Genomic DNA, 19,505 nt, shown 5'->3' with positions numbered 1-19,505 from the left:
GGGGTAGAACTCCCCTGATGACCACGACCCTGCGGCCGACCGAGCCGCTCCAGCGCGCGGCCGACGGGAGCCGTTCACGCCGCTACCAGGTGTGCGTGAACAGCCGTCCCGTCGGCGCGATACACCTCGGCACCTCCCCGGCCTTCGGCGACTCGGTGGCCGTGATCCACGAGTTGCGCATCGACGAACCCGACCGCCGGCGCGGGAGGGGCACGGTCGCCGCGCTCGCCGCGGAGGAGGTGGCGCGGAGCTGGGGCTGCCGGCAGATCCAGGTGAGCGTCACCGGCGGCGACGAGGCCGGCCCGCGCCTGGCCGGGACACTCGGCTACGTCCTGCGCACCCGCGGCATGGTGAAATCCCTCGGCGCCGCCCCGCCCGCCCTGCCCGCGGGCAGCAGTCCGCGCCCCATGTCGCCCGCCGAGTTCGACGCCTGGCGGACCTACCAGTCGGAGCAGTACGCCCGCACCTGGATGGAGCGGGGCGTTCCGGAGGCCGAGGCCCGCGCCAAGGCCCGCAACGACCACCGGACCCTGCTGCCGCAGGGCCAGGAAACCGAGAACATGCTGTTCAGCGTGCTCGAGCACGAGGGCGACCGGGTCGGCGTCCTGTGGCTGGCGCTGCGCGAGGACCAGGCCTATGTCTTCGACGTCGAGACCGACGCGGCCCATCGCGGGCAGGGACACGGCCGCACGCTGATGCTGCTGGCGGAGACCCAGGCGCTCGCCGCCGGCCGGCGCCTCGTCGGCCTGAACGTCTTCGTGGGCAACACCCCGGCCGAGCGGCTCTACGCGTCGCTCGGTTACGAGACCACGCGCTACAGCTACTCCAAGCCGCTGCTCTGACGACGGTGACGGGCGGCGGCTCAGGCCTCCCGGCCGGCCAGGAGGCGGTCCACGATCTCCTCGATGCGTTCCCGCAGCCCCTCCTGGCTCCTGCCGCCGTCGAGGCGCTCGCCGTCGATCACGTACGTGGGGGTGCCGCTCACGCCGATCGCCTTGCCCTCGGCCTGGTCGGCGTCGACGATCAGGATGTGCCGGCCGTCGACGAGGGCGGTGTCGAACTCCTCCGCGTCCAGTCCCAGATCCCGGGCCACCTCGACCAGGAGGGGCTCGCCCCTGCGGTCCAGCTCCGCGACCCGGTCCAGCACGGCCTCCACGTACGGCCAGCCCCCGCCCTGTTCCATGGCCTCCTCGGCGGCCTGCGCGGCGGCGAAGGCGTGCTTGTGCTTCTCCAGCGGGAAGTGCCGCAGCCGCACCTCGAGACGGTCGCCGTAGCGGGCGCGCAGGGCGCGGACGTCGTCCAGGGCGGTGTGGCAGTCCGGGCACTGCAGCTCGCACCAGACGTCGAGAACGGGAACGGCGGGGACGGGGGAGGAGTCGCTCATGCCCCCCAGTCTCCCAGCCCTCGTAAGGGCGCCCCAACCGGACCCGGGGCGCCGCCGGAGCACGCCGGAACGGCACCTGGGGAGGAGCCGGCCCCCCAGATCTCCCTGATGTCGGGCCGGAACGTGGCCCGTCCGGGCCCGGGCGGTGCAGGATGGAAGGGAGGAAGTGCACATGCCCGACCGAGCGCCAGCCTGGAGGACCGGATGATTGCCGAGACCGTCTGCTCCGCGGTGTCCGCGGCCGGCCTGGGCATCGCGGCGGTCACCGCGTACCGCAGGCGATTCCTCACGGCCGCCCGCATCGCCGCGTACGCGCTGATTCCGGTCGGCCTGGTGATGACGGGCATCGTGGAGTGGCTCGCCGACACGGCCTTCAGCCCGACGGCCTGGGCCGGTTTCGCCGTGCTGGGCGTCGCCTGGGTGCTGTTCGTGACCACGCGCGCCGTGGAGCGCCGCCGCGGCGGCACCCGCAAGGAACGCAAGGAGGCCCGGGCGGCCGCACGGCGCGAGGCGGTGGCCCCGTCGGCCTCCAAGCCCTCCCTGGGCGGCTCCGGCGCCCCCGCGGCGCCCCGGCCCACGAGCGCGCCCCGCGGTGACGAGGACTTCAGCGACATCGAGGCCATCCTGAAGAAGCACGGCATCTGAGGAAGCACGGTGCGGGGACGCGTCGCCGCCCTGAAACGACACAGCGGTCCGGGTCCGTCAGCGGACGCTCCGGAATGATCACAACCTGAACCGGACATTGCGGAATACAACGAACACCTGGTCCTCGCGGGCGTGTTGATCGCACCGGGCGGGCGCGCTGCGTCATCATCACCGCGAGATGCCGGACCCGACTCAGCTGGACACACAGCTGGACACGAGACAGAGCCACACCGCGCCACCGCAGGACGAACCGCGCGGCTGCCTCTTCGCCCTTTCCCAGCCACCGCTGATGATCTTCCTTGCGGTGATCGGGTGTCTGATCCTCATGGCTGCGCTGCACGACCTGCTGTTGCTGTGAGCCGTACCCGCGGTCCCCGGCGTCACCCGCCGGGGCCGTGTCGGCCTCTGTTCAGCCCGTGGCCTCCTTGCGCCGCGCCCGGTACGCGGCCACGTGCAGCCGGTTCCCGCACGTACGGCTGTCGCAGTACCGCCGCGAGCGGTTGCGGGAGAGATCGACGAAGGCGCGCCGGCAGTCGGGCGCCTCGCACCGGCGCAGCCGCTCCTGTTCCCCGGCGACCACGAAGAACGCCAGGGCCATGCCGCAGTCGGCGGCCAGGTGGTCGGCGACCGAGGCGCCGGGCGCGAAGTAGTGGATGTGCCAGTCGTAGCCGTCGTGGTCGGTGAGCCGCGGGGTGGTCCCGGCGGCGGCGACCAGTTCGTTGATCAGCCCGGCGGCGGCACGGGGCTCCGGGGCGGCGAAGACGGCCGCGAAGCGACCACGGATCTTGCGCACCGCCGTGAGATCCAGCTCCGAGAGGACGCCGACGTCGCTGATCTCGTGCGTTCCCACGAAATCCTCGAGCGCCGCGACGTCCGGCAGCCCGTCCGGCGCCGAGTCGTCCTCCGGCACGGTGTTCACCAGATCCACCACGGTGTCGAGCGCGCACCGGGTGTCGTGGGTGATCAGCACGTTCTGCTCCCTGGCCTGGGGATCGGGCGCGGGCGCCCGCCGATGCTGGCCGATCGTAGTGGCTTCCGCGCCGGCCGGACCGGCTCCGCCCACGGCTCCGGTCCGCGGTCGCCGGTACAACGGCGGCGAGGCGGCCTCGGTTCCCGCCCACGGTCCTCCCGCCCACGGCCCCCCGCCGGCCCCGGCCCGCACGCGCACCGGCGTCGCCCCGCGGAGGTCCGCGGCGACGACGCCGGTGCGGTGCCGTATGCGGTTGTCCGGGCCCGTGCCGTCACCCCGAGTCGACGGCGCCGGGCGGCTTCACGGGGCCTCGCCCCTAGCTTTCCGCCAGGATGTGGGAGAGCTCCTGGTCGAGATCGAAGTGCCGGTGTTCCGTGCCGGGGGGCACGGCGGCGTCTGTGCGCTTCAGGAAGGACTCCAGGGCCCGTGCCGGGGCCTCGAGCAGCGCCTCGCCCTCCGGGGAGCTCAGGGCGATGCACACGACGCCCTGGCCGTGGCTGCGCGACGGCCAGACGCGGACGTCGCCCGTGCCGGTGGGGCGGTGGAGACCTTCGGCGAGGAGGTCGCGGGCGAACACCCACTCGACGGTTTCCTCGGCTCCGGTGTGGAAGGTGGCGTGCACGGCGTAGGGGTCGGCCGTGTCGTACCGCAGGCCTGCGGGGACAGGCAGGGAGGACTCGCTCGACACAACGAGGCGCAGGTGCAGCTCGCAGCTGACCGTGGTGTTCATAAGCGCCAGGGCCTTTCGCTCAGTGTGCGCTCGGGGATTCGCACGTCGGCGAAATCGACATGCCACCTACGGTGCCGTTGTAAACCCCTCTGAGTGTTTTGCGTGCGTTTATGTAACTCATCCGGCCGAAAGATCGTTCGCGGCGTGCGCCCATTCCGGTGACAGGTTTCGCTCCGGTAGTGTTCAGCCGTATGAACACGGGGAGTAACAAGCCCGGCGAGGCTGCCGTGGCGCAGGACCGGACGGGGACGGACGGCGCCCCGGAGCAGCGCGCGCTCGGGTCGAGGGCACCGGAATTCGTCAAAGCGCGCCGCGTCCTGCACGTCAGCTGGCAGGTCGGGGTCTTCGTCGTGGGTCTCGCGGTGGTCGTGGCCGGCATCATCATGCTGCCGCTGCCCGGGCCCGGCTGGGTCGTGATCTTCGGCGGCATGGCGATCTGGGCGACCGAGTTCGTGTGGGCCCAGCTGGTGCTGCGCTGGACCAAGCGCAAGGTCACCGAGGCGGCGCAGCGTGCGCTGGACCCCAGGGTGCGGCGCCGGAACATCATCCTGACCTCGGTCGGCGTGGTGATCATCGGCGTGCTGGCCGGGATCTACCTGTGGAAGTTCGGTCTGCAGATGCCCTGGAAGATCAAGGACCAGTGATCCGCGGCGGGGGCGCGGCCCTCCCGCCCCCGCTGGTCACCGGCACCCCCTGACATGGGGTAATGTTCTTCCTGCGTCCGGGCGATTAGCTCAGTGGGAGAGCGCTTCGTTCACACCGAAGAGGTCACTGGTTCGAACCCAGTATCGCCCACCGGATCATCAGGCGGCCCGGCTCACCGATCGTGAGCCGGGCCGCTTCGTCGTGCGCGTGCCCGCCCGGGCGGGCGTCCCGCGCGCCCGGGCGGCCGGCCCGGCCGCGCCGAGGGGCGGGCCGTCGTCCCGCTCCGGTCCGCCTTCATCCAACCGTGACCTTCGACGGCGGGACTCCGCCGGGGGCCGTCGGTGTTCGGCCGACCGGTCACGCCGCGTCGACCAGCGGTTTCCCCTCCGTGCCGGCCCAGGGGGCCGCGGCTGCCGCCGCTGCCGCCCCTTCCGCGGCCCATCAATTCCTGTCCGAATCATTGACGTGCCCGCAGGCCCTCCGTACCTTGTGCCAGCAAGCGCTTACTTGAAACGATTCATGAGGCGACGCGACAGCGCGGGGAGGCTCGTATGCAGCAGGGCGGGAATGTGGAGAGGCGGACGATCCTCAAGGCGGCGGGGGCCTCGCTGGCCGTCGCGGGGCTGGGGGCGACGGCCACCGCGTGCGGCGGCGGCACCGGCGCGGGAGACGGAACGGTGACGATCCGTTACTCCTGGTGGGGTGCCGAGGACCGGGCCGAGCGCATCAACAAGACCATCGCGCTCTTCGAGAAGAAGTATCCGAAGATCAAGGTCAAGACCGATTTCCAGCCGTACGGAGACTTCTGGAAGAAGTTCAACACCCAGGCCTCCGGCGGGAATCCACCGGACGTCTTCCAGAATGCCATCGGATTTCTCCGCAAATACGACGCCAAGAATGTGCTGCTCGACCTGAGCGAGCAGGTCGAGGCGGGCAACCTCTCCATGGACGGATTCCGGGCGGGCCTGGAGAAGTTCGGCGAGATCGACGGCAAGCTCCTCGGCGTGCCCGTCGGTTCGAACTCGATGGCCCTGGTCATCGACAAGCCCGTCTACACCCGGGCCGGCGTCAAGCCCGCACAGGGCTGGACCTGGGACGACTTCGACGAGGCCATGACGAAGATCCGCGACAGGACCGGCCGGGCCGGGGACAGCGGCATGTACGGCGTCATGTACCTCTACGACCTGTACCTGCGCCAGAACGGCAAGGCTTTCTTCACCGAGGACGGACTCGGCTTCACCGAGGCGGACCTGACCCAGTGGTGGACCAGGGCGGAGAAGGGCGTGAAGTCCGGGCTGTTCGCCGACGCCAAGAAGGTCGTCCAGGTCAAGCCCAAGTCGGCGCTCTCCGCCGAACTGGCCGGCAGTGAATTCACCTGGGACAACTTCACCGTCCGCTACACCTCCGAGGGCAAGAGCGAGTACGGCCTCGCGTCCATTCCCACCACGGACGGCAAGAAGACCGGCCAGTACCTCGGCTCCCTGATGCTCAGCGCCTCCAGGCGCACCCAGCACCCCAAGGAGGTCGCCCGGTTCATCGACTTCATGGTGCACGACCCCGAGGTCGCCAAGATCATGGGCTACGACCGCGGTGTCCCCGCGACGCAGGCGCAGTACGACGCCTACCGGCCGACCGACCCGGTCGACAAGGCGATCGCGGCCTACGAGGAGTCCCTCGTGAAGGCGGGCGTGCTGGAGCCCATCACCCCGCACCCCGCCGGAGCCGACATCTGCGAGGCCGCGTTCCTGCGCATCGCCGAGGAGATGGCGCTGGGCAAGCGGTCCGTGGACGACGCGGTCGGGCAGTTCTTCAACGAGTCGAAGACGGCTCTCGCCGGCTGATGGGAAGCGCCGTGACACACGCCCCTGCGACGGAGGACCTGACCCGGGACTCCGAGCCGCGGCACGGTCCGGTGAGGACCGCGCGCCCCGCCGCCCTGAAGCGGCGGCGGCGCCGGGACAACCTGGCCGGCTACCTCTTCATGTCCCCCTGGATCGCCGGTTTCCTGCTGCTGACGGCGGGACCGATGGTCGCCTCCCTCTACTTCGCGTTCACCGACTACGACCTGTTCGACTCGCCCCGGTGGATCGGCCTCGACAACTTCTCCGAGATGTTCGGCGATCCCCGCTGGCGCCACTCGGTGCAGGTCACGCTCTGGTACGTCGTCATCGGCACGCCGATCAAGCTGGTCGCCGCGCTCGGCGTCGCGCTGCTGCTGGCGCAGAAGCGGCGCGGGCAGGCCTTCTACCGGGCCGCCTTCTACGCACCGTCGCTGATCGGCGCGAGCGTGTCCATCGCCATCGTGTGGAAGGCGATCTTCTCGGACGACGCGGCCGTCGACCGTACGCAGCAGTTCTTCGGGATCGGCGCCGGCGGCTGGACCGGTGACCCGGACCTGATCATCTACAGCCTGGTGGCGCTCACCGTCTGGCAGTTCGGCGCCCCCATGGTCATCTTCCTGGCCGGCCTCAAGCAGGTGCCGCGCGAGCTGTACGAGGCCGCGAACGTCGACGGGGCGAGCCGGCTGCGGCAGTTCTGGAACATCACCCTGCCGATGATCTCCCCGGTCCTCTTCTTCAACGTCCTGCTGGAGACGATCCACTCGTTCCAGATCTTCAGCTCGGCCTACATCGTCGGCGGCGGCGCCGGAGGCAACGCCTGCGGTCCGGCCGACGGCTCGATGGTCTACACCTGCTACCTGTACGTCCAGGGCTTCGAGAACAGCCGCATGGGCCTGGCCTCCGCCATGGCGTGGATGCTGCTCGTCGCGGTCGCCCTGGTGACGGCGGTGCTGTTCTGGTCCCAGAAGCGCTGGGTGCACTACGAGGAGGGCGGCCGATGAGCGCGCAGGCCACCGACGTCACGCCGGCCCCGTCCACGAGGGGGGTGCTGCGGCGCAGGCTGCCGGGCTCGCTCGCCTGGCACATCGGGTCGCTGGCGATCCTCGCGGTGATCCTCTACCCGGTGATCTGGTTGATCGGCGGCTCGTTCAAGAAGAGCGAGGACATCGTCGGCAGCCTGGACCTCCTCCCGGGCGACCCGGTCGTCTCCAACTACACGAGCCTCGCCGACGGCATCGCGGACATCCCGGTCTCCACGTTCTTCTTCAACTCCCTCTTCCTCGCGGTCGGCTCGGTGGTCGGGATCCTGGTGTCCTGCTCCCTCACGGCGTACGCCTTCGCGAAGATCAGGTTCGCGGGCCGCAATCTGCTCTTCACGCTGATGATCGGCACCTTGCTGCTGCCGTACCACGTGCTGCTCATCCCGCAGTACGTGGTGTTCCGCAACATGGGCATGATCAACACGTACACCCCGCTGCTGCTGGGCAAGTACCTCGCCACGGAGGCGTTCTTCGTCTTCCTGATGGTGCAGTTCATGCGCAACCTGCCCAGGGAACTGGACGAGGCGGCCCGCCTCGACGGCTGCGGGCACCTGCGCATCTACTGGTCGATCGTGCTCCCGCTGTGCCGCCCGGCGCTGATCACCAGCGCGATCTTCACCTTCATCAACTCCTGGAACGACTTCATGGGCCCGCTGATCTACCTCAACGAGCCCGGCAAGTACACCGTCTCCCTCGGCCTGAAGATGTTCGTGGACCAGGAGGGGCTGGCCAACTACGGCGGCATGATCGCCATGTCGCTCGTCGCCCTGCTGCCCGTCCTCGCCTTCTTCCTGGCCTTCCAGCGCTACCTGATCGACGGCATGGCGACGTCCGGTCTGAAGGGCTGAGGTGATCCGACCATGACCGAGCTGCACGCCAGGGCCCGTGCGGAACGCGGGGAGTCACGGCTCGCCGAGCGGTTCGCGCTGTTCGCCGAGTGCCTGCTGACCGGGGTGTGGATCGCGGTGGCCTCGCTGCCGCTGGTCACCTGCCCCGCCGCGTTCGCGGCCGGCGCGCGGCACCTCGGCCGCCGGCTCGCCCACGAGCGGGGCGGCCTGCGCGAGTTCACGGCCGACTTCCGGGCCGCGCTGCGCCGGGGCTGGCTGGTCGGGCTCGCCGGGTGGGCCGCCCTCGCCGCGGTGTGGGTGGACGTGCAGGCCGTACGCCACGGCCTGCCGGGCGGTCCGTTCGTGGGCGCCGTCGGGGTGCTCGCCCTGATCGGCGCGGTCGTGGCCGGGCTGCGGGCCGCGGCGGCCTGGCGGCCCGGCGCCTCCTGGCGGTCCCTGCTCGCCGGGGCCGGCCGACGCACCGTGCTCGACCCCGCCGGCTCCTTCCTGATCGTCGGCGGGTTGGCCCTGGTGGTCTGTTCCGCCTGGTTCAGCGCGCCGCTCGCGGTCGCCGCGCTGGGCGCCGTCGCGGCGGCGGCCGTCGCCGTGGAGCAGCGCTACTGGCACCGCTGACGGGCGGTGCCGTACCGCGGCTGCCGGCGAGCGGCCCCGCCCGCCGACGGGGGTCCGGCCACCGGCGAGCGGAGGGCCCGGCCGCCGACCGGCGGTGTCCCCCTGTACCCGAGGCCGGCGTCCGGCGCCGCGCCTTTGTCTGTCATGCCCTTGACATCCCCTTGCGCACGCACGGAACGGAAAGGAAAGGCCATGTCCCCCATTCCCCGCAGGTCCCTCCTCAAGGCGGCCGCCGTCGCCGGCGCCGCCGCCCAGTTCAGCTGGGCCCTGGGCGCGAACGACGCCCAGGCCGCGCCGGCCGCCCCGACGGCCGACGACGGCCCCGTCGCCCTGAACTGGCTGGAGGGCGGCGGTCTCGGCGCCGCCCCCGGCACCACCGTCGGCGTCCCCTGGCCCAAGGGCACCCACCGGGCGGACCAGTCCTTCGCCGTCACCGACGCGGACGGCAAGGCCGTACCCGTGCAGTCCTGGCCCCTCGCCTACTGGCCCGACGGCTCCCTGAAGTGGACCGCGCACGCCGTCGGCTCGGGCAACGGCAAGCTCACCCTGTCCGCCGGCGCCCCCGCCGCGCCCGCCGGGAAGGTCACCGTCACCCGGCGCGGCGGCACCATCGACATAGCGACCGGTGTCATCACCGCGAGGATCGGCACGTCGGGACGGGCGCTGATCAAGTCGGTCACCAGAGGCTCCACCGAGATCGCGAAGAACGGCCGCCTCGTCCTGCTGCGCCAGCCCGAGATCGAGGACGGCGACCAGGGCACGGTCAGGTACGAGCGCTTCGACGGCGCCGTCGACGAGGTGAAGGTCGAGCAGGAGGGCCCGGTCCGCGCGGTCGTCCGTATCGACGGCAGGCACCGCAAGGGCAACCGCGGCTGGCTCCCCTTCTCCATCCGCCTGTACTTCTACGCGGGCGCCGACTCCTTCCGCATGGTGCACACCATCACGTTCGACGGGACCCAGGAACCCGGCAAGGCGAGCGGCGACTTCGTCCGCGGCCTCGGCGTCCGCTTCACCGTGCCGATGCGCGACGCGTCCTACGACCGCCACGTCCGCATCGGCGGCGAGGGCACCGGCCTGCTGCGCGAGGCGGTCAAGGGCATCACCGGACTGCGCCGCGACCCGGGGGCCGCCGTGCAGGCGGCGCAGTTCGCCGGCGAGAAGCTGCCCGACCCCTCCACGTGGGACCAGCGGGTCACCACCCGCCTGCAGTACGTCCCCGAGTGGGGCGACTACACCCTCTCCCAGCTCTCCGCCGACGGCTTCACCCTGCGCAAGCGCACCAAGAAGGGCCACGGCTGGATCGGCGCCGGCGGCGGCCGGCGCGCCTCCGGGTTCGGCTACGTCGGCGGCGCGAGCGGCGGACTCTCCTTCGGCCTGCGCGACTTCTGGGAGAAGTACCCCGCCCAGCTCGACATCCGCGACGCGCAGACCGACGAGGCCGAGGTCACCCTCTGGCTCTGGTCGCCCGAGGCCCAGCCCATGGACCTGCGCTTCTACCACGACGGCATGGGCCAGGACACCTTCGCCGAACAGCTCGAGGGCCTCAACATCACCTACGAGGACTACGAGCCCGGCTTCGGCACCCCCTACGGCATCGCCCGCACCTCGGAACTGCTGTTCTGGGCCAACGCCTCCACCCCGAGCGCCGAGAAGCTCGCCGAACAGGTCCAGGCCGTCCGGGTCCTCCCGCAGCTCGCCGCACCGCCCGAGCAACTCATCAGGGCCGGCGTCTTCGGCCCCGGCCTCTACTCCGAGCCCGACCGCTCCACGCCCGCCAAGGCGAGGATCGAGGACCACCTCGACTTCCTCTTCACCTACTACAAGGACCAGGTGGAGCAGCGCCGCTGGTACGGCTTCTGGGACTACGGCGACATCATGCACACCTACGACGCGGCCCGGCACCAGTGGCGCTACGACGTCGGCGGCTACGCCTGGGACAACTCCGAGCTCTCCCCGGACCTGTGGCTCTGGTACGCCTACCTGCGCTCCGGCCGCGCCGACATCTTCCGCTTCGCCGAGGCCATGACCCGGCACACCGGCGAGGTCGACGTCTACCACCTCGGCAAGTGGGCCGGCCTCGGCACCCGGCACGGCGTGCAGCACTACGCCGACAGCGCCAAGCAGCAGCGCATCGCCAACACCACCTACCGGCGCTTCTACTACTTCCTCACCGCCGACGAACGCGTCGGCGACCTCATGCACGCCAACGTCGACTCCGACGAGACCTTCCTCGTCCTCGACCCGCAGCGCAAGGTCCGCCCCGACCCGGACTACACACCCGACCCGCACGCCCTGTCGATCGGCTTCGGCACCGACTGGAGCGGCCTGGTCTCGGCCTGGCTGACCGAGTGGGAGCGCAAGGGCCCGAAGTGGGAGAAGGCCAGGGCCCGGGTCCTGTCCACCATGGAGACCATCGCCGCCCAGCCCAACGGATTCGTGCAGGGCAGCGGCCTGTACGACCTGGACACCGGGAAGTTCGCCGTCGCGGAGAAGCCCGCCGTCTCCGTCTCCCACCTCTCGGCGGTCTTCGGCCTCAACGAACTGTGCGCCGAACTGATCGACCTGGTCGACATGCCGAAGTTCAACGAGGCGTACTACGACTACTGCCGCTACTTCAACGCCTCCAAGACCGAACAGGCGGCCCGCTACGGCAGCAACTTCGGCAGCCTGATCCTCTTCCAGGGCCACTCCCGCCTCGACGCCTACGCGGCCGTGAAGACGGGCGACGACAAGCTCGCCGAGCGCGCCTGGGACAAGTTCTACAACTCCGACGGCTACAGGGAGTCGGCGCCCTGGACGACGGAGAAGCTGAGCGGCCCCGCCGCCCTGGTGCCGGGCAGCGAGGCGAGCTGGGTGTCCAGCAACGACACCGCGCTCTACGGCCTCGCCGCCATCGAGAACCTCGCACTCCTGGGGGACAGGATGCCGTAGCCCGCATGTGACGGAGGCGGACGCGGGCACACTCCACGGGTGGACTGGAACCATTACGTCTTCCGCAGCCTGTGGACCCTGCCCGTGCCCGCCCCGGCCGTCTACCGCGAGCTGGAGCGGGTCGAGGACTACCCCCGCTGGTGGCCCCAGGTGCGCGAGGTCACCCGCGTCGACGACACCGGCGCGGTCCTCCGGATCCGCTCCCTCCTCCCGTACGACCTGACCCAGACCCTGCGGGAGCTGCGGCGCGACCCGGCGGCGGGCGTGCTGGAGGTCTCCCTGTCCGGCGACATCGAGGGCCGGGCCCGCTGGACGGTCGCCCCCGACGGCACCGGCGGCAGCAGGGTCCGCTACGACCAGGAGGTCGACGTCCGCAAGCCCCTGCTGCGCCGTCTCGCCGTGCCGGGACGGCCCCTGTTCCGGGCCAACCACCGGCTGATGATGCGGGCGGGACGGCGCGGGCTGGCGGCCCGCCTGGAAGCGGTTTGAAGGAACCGTGCCGGTCACTGTATTGTTCAGTGCGTTCCCGGGCGATTAGCTCAGTGGGAGAGCGCTTCGTTCACACCGAAGAGGTCACTGGTTCGAACCCAGTATCGCCCACCGGGAAAAGCCGGTCCGTCACGCGACGGACCGGCTTCTTCGTGTGCTCACGGTCCTCCTGCCATCACGCCGCCGCCGGCAGGTCCGGACGCAGGGGCCAGGCCGGGTCCACGGCCTCCTCCGTCCCGTTCAGCGCGAACCACGCCTGCAGCCCCCGGGCCTGTCCCGCGTGCCACACCGCCTGGAGCGTGTGCAGCTCGGCGGGGGAGAGGCGCTCCAGCCGTGCCTGGAAGCGGCGCCCCACCGCCCGGACGACCCCCAGCGCGGCCTGCGCGTCGGCCGCCGCGTCGTGCGCGCCCTCCAGTTCGACGCCGTAGTGCGCGCACAGGTCGGTGAGGGTGCGGCGGCCCTTGCGGTAGCGGTCCAGGTGCTTGTCGAGCACCCGCGGATCCAGGACGTGCAGCGACGTCCGCTCCAGCCGGGCGGCCAGCGACGAGGCCCGGTGGCGGCGCAACTCCCGGTCCAGCAGGGTGAGATCGAACGGCGCGTTCATCACCACGAGCGGACGGCCCGCCCGGGCCTGCTCGCCGATCGCCTCGGCTATCTCGTACATCACCGGCGCCGGCCAGCGCCCGTTGCGCTGCAGGTGCTCCTCCGTCAGCCCGTGCACCGCCGTCGCGGCCTCGGGCACCGGCACACCCGGGTTCACCAGCCAGCGGCTGACCCGGGGCCGCAGACCCGGGGCGTCCTGGACGACCAGGGCCGCCGACACGATCCGGTCGGTCTCGACGTCCACACCCGTCGTCTCCGTGTCGAAGGCGGCCAGCGGCCCCTCGAACCAGCACGTCATAGGGCACTCAACTCCTCGTCCAGGCACGGCAGCCGACGCGCCGCCCTCTGTCCCGGTTCGGTGATACCCGGGCTGTTTGCGGCGTACGCCGGAAGGACACAACAGGAGTACGGGTCTTTGCAGTTCAGCGACCCGCAGCGTGGTTACACCAGTTCTGGAAGGCTGTTGGCCATGGCCATAGCGCAGCCCGAACGGGGCGGGCTGCTGCCCGAGCGCACGGCGCCCACTCGCGGGTCCCTCGCCACCACCGCCTGCATGGAGACCCTGCAGGTCGGCTATCTGCACGCGGTCGCCGCCGCGGCCGGCTGCTCGCTGTCCCAGCCCTTCCCGGACAACGGCATCGACTGGCACGTCAGCCACAGCGCGCCCGGGCACACCGTCGACGACGAGGTCACCATCAAGGTGCAGCTCAAGGCGACCTACCAGATCCCGCCGAGCCCGCCGGGCCGCTTCTTCTCTTTCACGCTCGACAACGACCACCTGGCGAAGCTCGCCCGCACCCCGGTGTCGGTGCACAAGATCCTGGTCGTGATGATCGTCCCGCGCTCCCGCGACCAGTGGCTGCGCGCCGGCCACGACCGGCTGGACCTCAGGCACTGCTGCTACTGGACCAACCTCGCCGGACACCCGGTCACGGGCCGGCGGCGTACCACCGTGCGGATACCGACCGCGCGGGTCTTCGACGACCGGGCGCTGTGCGAGATCATGACGCGGGTCGGGACGGGAGGGAAACCGTGACGCACCGCCCCACCCACGAGCCCCTGCGCCCCGTCCGGCCGCATCCCGCCGACGCCCGCGCCGCCGCTTGGGACGACAGCGCGCCCGAGCCCGCCGCCGTCGATCCGGCCGTGCTCGCGGCCCTGCTGCACCGGCACGGCTGGCACCGGCGCGGCGGCGCCCCGGGCCGCTACGGCCGCTGGACCCCGCCCGGACCCGGCGCCACCAGCCTGCTGGTGCCCGACAGCCGCGCCTTCCCCGACAGCGACGACCTGCTCGCCGAGGCACTGCTGGCCCTGTCCCGCAGCGGCACGCCCTCCGCCCGCGAGATCCTGGTCTCCCTCGCCGTACCCAGCGACGAGATCCGCTGGTCGCGCGACCTGCCGGCCGGCCCCGCCGGCACCGCGCCCTGGACGGTGGAGGAGCAACTGCGCTCCGCCGCCCGGCGCGTCCTGCTCGCCGGCGCCCTCGCCGCCCGCGCGCGGGCCGGCTACCACGGCGCCCGGCACCGCCGCGCCGCCGCCGCGTCCCTGGCGAACGTCCTGGTCGGCCCCGTCTCCGACGGCAGCCGCCTCACCGCCTTCGTGCCCGTCACCACCGGCCGCCCCCTCGCCGTCCGCCTCCACCAGGCCCTCTTCGCCGCCCGCGAGGCCGTCGACTACCGGCGGGCCACCGGCGCCATGGACGCCTTCGACAGCGCCGTCGCGGCGGGCGTCAGCCACGAACTCACCGAGGCGCTCGTCGCCCTCGTCCAGGGCACCGAGGGCGCCCGGATCGCCGTCGCCTGGGCCCCGGCCGCCGGGATCCCCGAGGACTGCGCCGCCCCCGCCGAACCCGTCGAGTTCTCCCCCGGCGACCTGCCCGCCCTGCGCGAGGCCGGCGCCCGCTACCTGCGCACGGAGCCCTCCGTGCCGGTGCGGCTCACCGGCACGGTCGTGAGGATGCGCCGGACCGGGCCGCGCGGCGCCGGCACCGTACGGCTGCGGGTGCTCGCCGGGGCCGACGTCCCGCACGTGCGGATCACGCTGGACGAGGAGGCGTACCGGATCGCGGGGCACGCGCACCTGGTCGGGCTGCCCGTGCGCGTGCTGGGCCGGCTGGAGAGCCGGGGCGGGTTCCGCCGCCTCACCGGCGCCTGCGAGGTCGCCCCCGTGCAGGTCGACGACGCCGAGCGGGACCGGTTGCTGAAGGCCCTCCAGGAGAACCTGGACGTCTTCGGGGATGCCTGCGGAGGGGACTGATTTCGACCGGGGCGGGGCCGGGTCGGTACGATCGCCCTCGTGCGTGCGCTCCGGTATGGCGCCGCAGCCCCCTTCAGTCAGGAGAGACCGGTGTCAGACGTCCGTGTGATCATCCAACGCGATTCCGAGCGGGAAGAACGCGTGGTGACTACGGGCACTACGGCCGCCGAGCTCTTCGCCGGCGAGCGCTCGATCGTCGCCGCCCGCGTCGGCGGCGAGCTCAAGGACCTCGCGTACGAGCCGAAGGACGGCGAGACCGTCGAGGGCGTCGAGATCTCCTCCGAGGACGGCCTGAACATCCTGCGCCACTCCACCGCGCACGTCATGGCCCAGGCCGTGCAGGAGCTGTTCCCCGAGGCCAAGCTGGGCATCGGCCCGCCCATCCGGGACGGCTTCTACTACGACTTCGACGTCAAGGAGCCCTTCACCCCCGAGGACCTCAAGCGCATCGAGAAGAAGATGCAGGAGATCCAGAAGCGGGGCCAGCGCTTCTCCCGCCGTGTCACCAGCGACGAGGCCGCCCGCGAGGAGCTGGCCGACGAGCCGTACAAGCTGGAGCTGATCGGCCTCAAGGGCAACGCCGCGCAGGCCGCCGACGGCGCCGACGCCGAGGTGGGCGGCGGCGAGCTGACCATCTACGACAACCTCGACGCCAAGACCGGCGACCTGTGCTGGAAGGACCTGTGCCGCGGTCCGCACCTGCCGACCACCCGGAACATCCCCGCCTTCAAGCTGATGCGCTCGGCCGCCGCCTACTGGCGCGGCAGCGAGAAGAACCCGCAGCTCCAGCGCATCTACGGCACCGCCTGGCCGTCCAAGGACGAGCTGAAGGCCCACCTGGACTTCCTCGCCGAGGCCGAGAAGCGCGACCACCGCAAGCTCGGCTCCGAGCTGGACCTGTTCTCCTTCCCGGACGAGCTGGGCCCCGGCCTCGCGGTGTTCCACCCCAAGGGCGGCGTCATCCGCAAGGTCATGGAGGACTACTCGCGCCGCCGGCACGAGGCCTCCGGCTACGAGTTCGTGAACACCCCGCACATCTCGAAGGAGCACCTCTTCGAGGTCTCCGGGCACCTGCCGCACTACGCGGAGGGCATGTTCCCGCCCATCCAGTTCGACGAGCAGAACTACCGCCTCAAGGCGATGAACTGCCCGATGCACAACCTGATCTTCAAGTCGCGGGGCCGTTCGTACCGCGAGCTGCCGCTCAGGCTCTTCGAGTTCGGGACCGTGTACCGGTACGAGAAGTCGGGCGTCGTGCACGGCCTGACCCGCTCGCGCGGCTTCACCCAGGACGACTCGCACATCTACTGCACCAAGGAGCAGATGCCCCAGGAGCTGGACACGCTCCTGACCTTCGTCCTGGACCTGCTGCGCGACTACGGCCTGACCGAGTTCGAGCTGGAGCTGTCCACCCGTGACGACTCCGACAAGTTCATCGGCTCGGACGAGGACTGGGAGGAGGCCACCGAGGCGCTGCGCCAGGCCGCCGAGAAGCAGAACCTGCCGCTGGTCCCGGACCCGGGCGGCGCCGCCTACTACGGCCCGAAGATCTCCGTCCAGGCCAAGGACGCCATCGGCCGGTCCTGGCAGATGTCGACCCTGCAGGTCGACTTCAACCAGCCCAAGCGGTTCGGCCTGGAGTACACCGCGGCGGACGGCTCCCGTCAGCAGCCGGTCATGCTGCACCGCGCGCTGTTCGGCTCCATCGAGCGGTTCTTCGGCGTGCTGCTGGAGCACTACGCGGGTGCGTTCCCGGCGTGGCTGGCCCCGGTGCAGGCGCTCGGCATCCCGATCGGCGACGCGCACGTGCCGTACCTGCAGGAGTTCGCCGAGAAGGCCCGGGCCGCCGGTCTGCGCGTCGAGGTCGACTCCTCCTCCGACCGGATGCAGAAGAAGATCCGCAACGCCCAGAAGCAGAAGGTGCCCTTCATGGTCATCGCCGGTGACGAGGACATGGCCAACGGCGCCGTCTCCTTCCGCTACCGCGACGGCTCGCAGGAGAACGGCATCCCCGTCGACGAGGCCATCGCGAAGATCGCGAAGGTCGTCGAGGAGCGGGCGCAGGTCTGACCGCGCGGACGGACCCAGGGCCCCCGGGAGCGATCCCGGGGGCCTTTTTCCGTGGCCTGCCGGTGACGCCATATGCTGCACGCATGACGAGTGAGCCGGAGCAGCAGATCGGAGTGGGGACGCCGGACGCGTTCCAGCGCCTGTGGACGCCCCACCGGATGGCCTACATCCAGGGCGAGAACAAGCCCAGCGGCCCCGGCGCCGACGACGGCTGCCCCTTCTGCTCGCTCCCGGCCAAGTCCGACGAGGACGGACTGATCGTCCGCCGCGGCGAGCGCGTGTACGCGGTGCTCAACCTGTACCCGTACACCGGCGGCCACCTCATGACGGTGCCCTACCGGCACGTCGCCGACTACACCGAGCTGACCGACGAGGAGACCGCCGAGCTGGCGCTGCTGACCAAGCAGGCGATGGCGGCCCTGCGGACCGCCTCCGGCGCCCACGGGTTCAACATCGGCATGAACCAGGGCACGGTGGCCGGCGCGGGCATCGCCGCGCACCTGCACCAGCACATCGTGCCCCGCTGGGGCGGCGACACGAACTTCATGCCGGTCGTCGGCCACACGAAGGTGCTGCCGCAGCTGCTGGGGGACACCCGTAAGATCCTGGCGGAGGCCTGGCCGGCCTAGCCCTTCCCCGCAAGGCGCTGCGGCGCGGGGTCCGGCGCGGGCGGCACGACCGCCCGCGGGCTGCGGCGCCCTACGCGTCGTAGACGTCGGCCTTCTTCGGCGAGGGGTCCTGTACCGCCGTGCTGAGGAACGCCGACCGCGCGCCGAACTTCTCCGTGTCCACGCCGTTCTCCGCCAGCACCTTGATCGCCGCCGAGTGCACCGCCCGCAGCACCGGCGTCGCCGCCCGCAGCGCGTCGTCGGCCATGAAGCGGTGCCGCCAGGGCTGGTCCGCCCACGCGTGCCGCAGTCCGAAGGGCTCGGGGAGGCCGATCGTGCCGCCGAGCCAGTTCAGCAGGGGCGGGTACCAGGTGAGCGGGGCGCGGACGGCGAGCCGTACCACCTCGTTGGCGGTGACCAGCGGGAGCATCACCTTGCGCGTCTCCCACGGCTTGAACGACTTGGCGACCTCCTTGGAAGGGGCCTCCGGCTTGGTCGTGAAGAGCGGGTTGACCGGGCCCAGGGCGTGCCCGGTCACCTCGATGCGCAGCGTGGCGTGCAGCACGGTCACCGTGATCAGCATCGTGATGACCAGCTGGCCGTCCCACAGCGTCCACTGGACGCCGAGGTAGTGCCGGTCGCCGGCGCCGAACTGCTGCTTGTTGCAGATCTCCTGGATCGCGTGCGGCTTGACCTGGTAGGCCTCGACGTCCGTGCCCTCCGGGCGGGACACCGACGTGGCGTTCTCCCCGATCGGCGTGACGATCCAGTGGCGTATGGACGGCTTCGGGAACCCGCCGGTGTGCAGCGGGCCGCGCTGGAGCATGCTCAGCTGGTCGTGGACGGCCCGTACGACGTCCCAGCTGCGGAACGGGTGGATCTCCCGGGCCGGGTCGGCCGGCACCAGTTCCTCGGCGAGCTGCCAGCTGCCCCACCGGGTGCCCATGCCGAGGATGCCCTTGGGGCCGGCGTAGAAGACGGAGTTGGACTGCTGCTCGGCGCCGAGCTTGGCCAGGGACTGGCGCAGCTGCTCGGCCGCCGTCTCGTTGGGGTTGCTGGGCACCGCCTCGGGCACCTTGGCGCCGATGCCGCCGCCGGACAGCAAGCCGTCCCAGCGCTCCCGCAGGTCCCTGGCCGTCCTCTCGCAGATCCGCTTGGCCCAGAACCAGCCGATGACGGGCATCACGACGGCCGCGCGCGCGTACCAGGCCCAGAAGCCGGAGAACGGCATCTTGACCAGGAACAGCACCGCCAGGGCGGCGATCGCCACGAGCACGGCGGTGCCCAGGGCCCCGGCCTGCTTGTTCTCCGCCTTGGCGACCGTGGTGCGGATCTGGAAACCGAGCAGCCAGACCAGCATGCCCGGGAGGAACAGCAGACCGCACAGCACGCTGACCATGGTGAGCCGGCGGTCGCGGGCCTTGCGGATGCCGTTGGCCGCCAGGCAGTGCTCCACGACCACCTGCGGCTCGGCCCCGAAGGACTGGATGAGCGGCTTGCGGCCACCGCCGAGCATGCGGTCGGCCACCGCGCGGGAGAAGGCCTCGCCGAGATTGGGGCGGAAGATCGTGGCCCAGGAGCGGCCCGCGTTGACGGTCGTCTGGTGCCACTCGTTGTCGGCCTTCTTGATCTCCTCCATCGGGTTGTCCCGGTAGGCGGCCGAGGCCAGCGCGAAGGTGGCCGTCTGCCCCCCGTCGTCCACACGCGGAACCTGCGGTCCGAAGAAGTCCGCGTAACCGCCGTCAACGGCCATTCCCGCCCCCGATCGCCACCACTGTCGCTCCTGCGGCCTTCCCGACTTCCCCGTCCCGCACACCTGTTGATCAGGTCATC

The 19,505-nt window shown here is 71.4% G+C and carries 19 protein-coding genes and 2 tRNA genes; 16 read left to right on the top strand and 5 right to left on the bottom strand.

From position 1 onward, the window contains the following. The first annotated feature begins 17 nt into the window (after window positions 1–17). Window positions 18–842, top strand: a complete 825-nt coding sequence (locus ACZ4V6_RS14930; RefSeq protein ID WP_467826805.1) for a GNAT family N-acetyltransferase — start codon at window positions 18–20, stop codon at window positions 840–842. A gap of 20 nt (window positions 843–862) precedes the next feature. Here ACZ4V6_RS14930 and ACZ4V6_RS14925 read toward each other — a convergent pair whose 3' ends face one another. Next, window positions 863–1,384 carry a DsbA family protein gene (locus ACZ4V6_RS14925; RefSeq protein ID WP_467826803.1) on the bottom strand — a complete coding sequence of 174 codons (522 nt, stop codon included), beginning with the start codon at window positions 1,382–1,384 and terminating at the stop codon, window positions 863–865. 204 nt (window positions 1,385–1,588) lie between these two features. On the opposite strand from ACZ4V6_RS14925, the gene ACZ4V6_RS14920 reads away from it, so the two are divergent. Together ACZ4V6_RS14920 and ACZ4V6_RS14915 are read left to right on the top strand one after the other, a co-directional pair. After that, on the top strand, window positions 1,589–2,029 hold the full coding sequence (locus ACZ4V6_RS14920) for a hypothetical protein (RefSeq protein WP_467826800.1): 441 nt from the start codon (window positions 1,589–1,591) through the stop codon (window positions 2,027–2,029). A 178-nt stretch (window positions 2,030–2,207) separates the two neighbouring features. Continuing rightward, window positions 2,208–2,387: a hypothetical protein gene (locus ACZ4V6_RS14915; RefSeq protein ID WP_467826798.1), complete on the top strand. Its 180-nt coding sequence runs from the start codon at window positions 2,208–2,210 to the stop codon at window positions 2,385–2,387. 51 nt (window positions 2,388–2,438) lie between these two features. On the opposite strand, the gene ACZ4V6_RS14910 is transcribed toward ACZ4V6_RS14915, so the two are convergent. Beyond that, a complete protein-coding gene (locus ACZ4V6_RS14910; protein ID WP_467826796.1) occupies window positions 2,439–2,999 on the bottom strand; it encodes a CGNR zinc finger domain-containing protein in 561 nt (186 codons plus the stop codon). A 316-nt stretch (window positions 3,000–3,315) separates the two neighbouring features. After that, window positions 3,316–3,729, bottom strand: a complete 414-nt coding sequence (locus tag ACZ4V6_RS14905) for an SsgA family sporulation/cell division regulator (protein WP_004002642.1) — start codon at window positions 3,727–3,729, stop codon at window positions 3,316–3,318. Window positions 3,730–3,920: 191 nt separating this feature from the next. Between ACZ4V6_RS14905 and ACZ4V6_RS14900 the strand changes: the two genes are divergently transcribed. From ACZ4V6_RS14900 to ACZ4V6_RS14860, 9 genes are all read left to right on the top strand, one after another. Then, the gene (locus ACZ4V6_RS14900; RefSeq protein ID WP_467826794.1) at window positions 3,921–4,373 is read left to right on the top strand and encodes a TIGR02611 family protein; all 453 of its coding nucleotides are present in this window, start codon (window positions 3,921–3,923) and stop codon (window positions 4,371–4,373) included. Window positions 4,374–4,452: 79 nt separating this feature from the next. Beyond that, window positions 4,453–4,524, top strand: a tRNA-Val gene (locus tag ACZ4V6_RS14895). A 401-nt stretch (window positions 4,525–4,925) separates the two neighbouring features. Beyond that, a complete protein-coding gene (locus ACZ4V6_RS14890; RefSeq protein ID WP_467826792.1) occupies window positions 4,926–6,215 on the top strand; it encodes an ABC transporter substrate-binding protein in 1,290 nt (429 codons plus the stop codon). Beyond that, the gene (locus ACZ4V6_RS14885; RefSeq protein WP_467826789.1) at window positions 6,215–7,216 is read left to right on the top strand and encodes a carbohydrate ABC transporter permease; all 1,002 of its coding nucleotides are present in this window, start codon (window positions 6,215–6,217) and stop codon (window positions 7,214–7,216) included. The genes ACZ4V6_RS14890 and ACZ4V6_RS14885 overlap by 1 nt, the downstream gene beginning before the upstream one ends. Further along, complete coding sequence (locus ACZ4V6_RS14880; protein ID WP_467826786.1) at window positions 7,213–8,103, top strand: carbohydrate ABC transporter permease; 891 nt, start codon at window positions 7,213–7,215, stop codon at window positions 8,101–8,103. Before ACZ4V6_RS14885 ends, ACZ4V6_RS14880 begins: the two co-directional genes overlap by 4 nt. A gap of 12 nt (window positions 8,104–8,115) precedes the next feature. Next, on the top strand, window positions 8,116–8,715 hold the full coding sequence (locus tag ACZ4V6_RS14875; protein WP_467826784.1) for a hypothetical protein: 600 nt from the start codon (window positions 8,116–8,118) through the stop codon (window positions 8,713–8,715). Between the two features lie 192 nt (window positions 8,716–8,907). Then, on the top strand, window positions 8,908–11,646 hold the full coding sequence (locus tag ACZ4V6_RS14870) for an exo-rhamnogalacturonan lyase family protein (RefSeq protein ID WP_467826782.1): 2,739 nt from the start codon (window positions 8,908–8,910) through the stop codon (window positions 11,644–11,646). Between the two features lie 39 nt (window positions 11,647–11,685). Continuing rightward, the gene (locus ACZ4V6_RS14865; protein ID WP_467826779.1) at window positions 11,686–12,135 is read left to right on the top strand and encodes an SRPBCC family protein; all 450 of its coding nucleotides are present in this window, start codon (window positions 11,686–11,688) and stop codon (window positions 12,133–12,135) included. A 39-nt stretch (window positions 12,136–12,174) separates the two neighbouring features. Then, window positions 12,175–12,246: transfer RNA gene (locus ACZ4V6_RS14860), tRNA-Val, on the top strand. A 64-nt stretch (window positions 12,247–12,310) separates the two neighbouring features. Here the strand turns inward: ACZ4V6_RS14860 and ACZ4V6_RS14855 are convergent. After that, window positions 12,311–13,036, bottom strand: coding sequence for an exonuclease domain-containing protein (locus tag ACZ4V6_RS14855; protein ID WP_467826776.1), 726 nt, complete (start codon window positions 13,034–13,036; stop codon window positions 12,311–12,313). Window positions 13,037–13,207: 171 nt separating this feature from the next. Here ACZ4V6_RS14855 and ACZ4V6_RS14850 point away from each other — a divergent pair, with 171 nt between their 5' ends. From ACZ4V6_RS14850 to ACZ4V6_RS14835, 4 genes are all read left to right on the top strand, one after another. Further along, a complete protein-coding gene (locus ACZ4V6_RS14850) occupies window positions 13,208–13,774 on the top strand; it encodes a DUF4365 domain-containing protein (RefSeq protein WP_399881839.1) in 567 nt (188 codons plus the stop codon). Next, window positions 13,771–14,994, top strand: a complete 1,224-nt coding sequence (locus tag ACZ4V6_RS14845; RefSeq protein ID WP_467826774.1) for a hypothetical protein — start codon at window positions 13,771–13,773, stop codon at window positions 14,992–14,994. The genes ACZ4V6_RS14850 and ACZ4V6_RS14845 overlap by 4 nt, the downstream gene beginning before the upstream one ends. 90 nt (window positions 14,995–15,084) lie before the next feature. Beyond that, a complete protein-coding gene (thrS, locus tag ACZ4V6_RS14840) occupies window positions 15,085–17,064 on the top strand; it encodes a threonine--tRNA ligase (protein WP_467826772.1) in 1,980 nt (659 codons plus the stop codon). 83 nt (window positions 17,065–17,147) lie between these two features. After that, window positions 17,148–17,693: an HIT family protein gene (locus ACZ4V6_RS14835; RefSeq protein ID WP_467826770.1), complete on the top strand. Its 546-nt coding sequence runs from the start codon at window positions 17,148–17,150 to the stop codon at window positions 17,691–17,693. Between the two features lie 70 nt (window positions 17,694–17,763). On the opposite strand, the gene ACZ4V6_RS14830 is transcribed toward ACZ4V6_RS14835, so the two are convergent. Beyond that, a complete protein-coding gene (locus ACZ4V6_RS14830; RefSeq protein ID WP_467826767.1) occupies window positions 17,764–19,425 on the bottom strand; it encodes a hypothetical protein in 1,662 nt (553 codons plus the stop codon). Between the last annotated feature and the right edge of the window lie 80 nt (window positions 19,426–19,505).

It is taken from the genome of Streptomyces sp. NPDC029152 (assembly GCF_055564355.1).
Note: the sequence above shows the minus strand (reverse complement) of the source record. Positions and strands in the feature narration are given on the sequence as shown.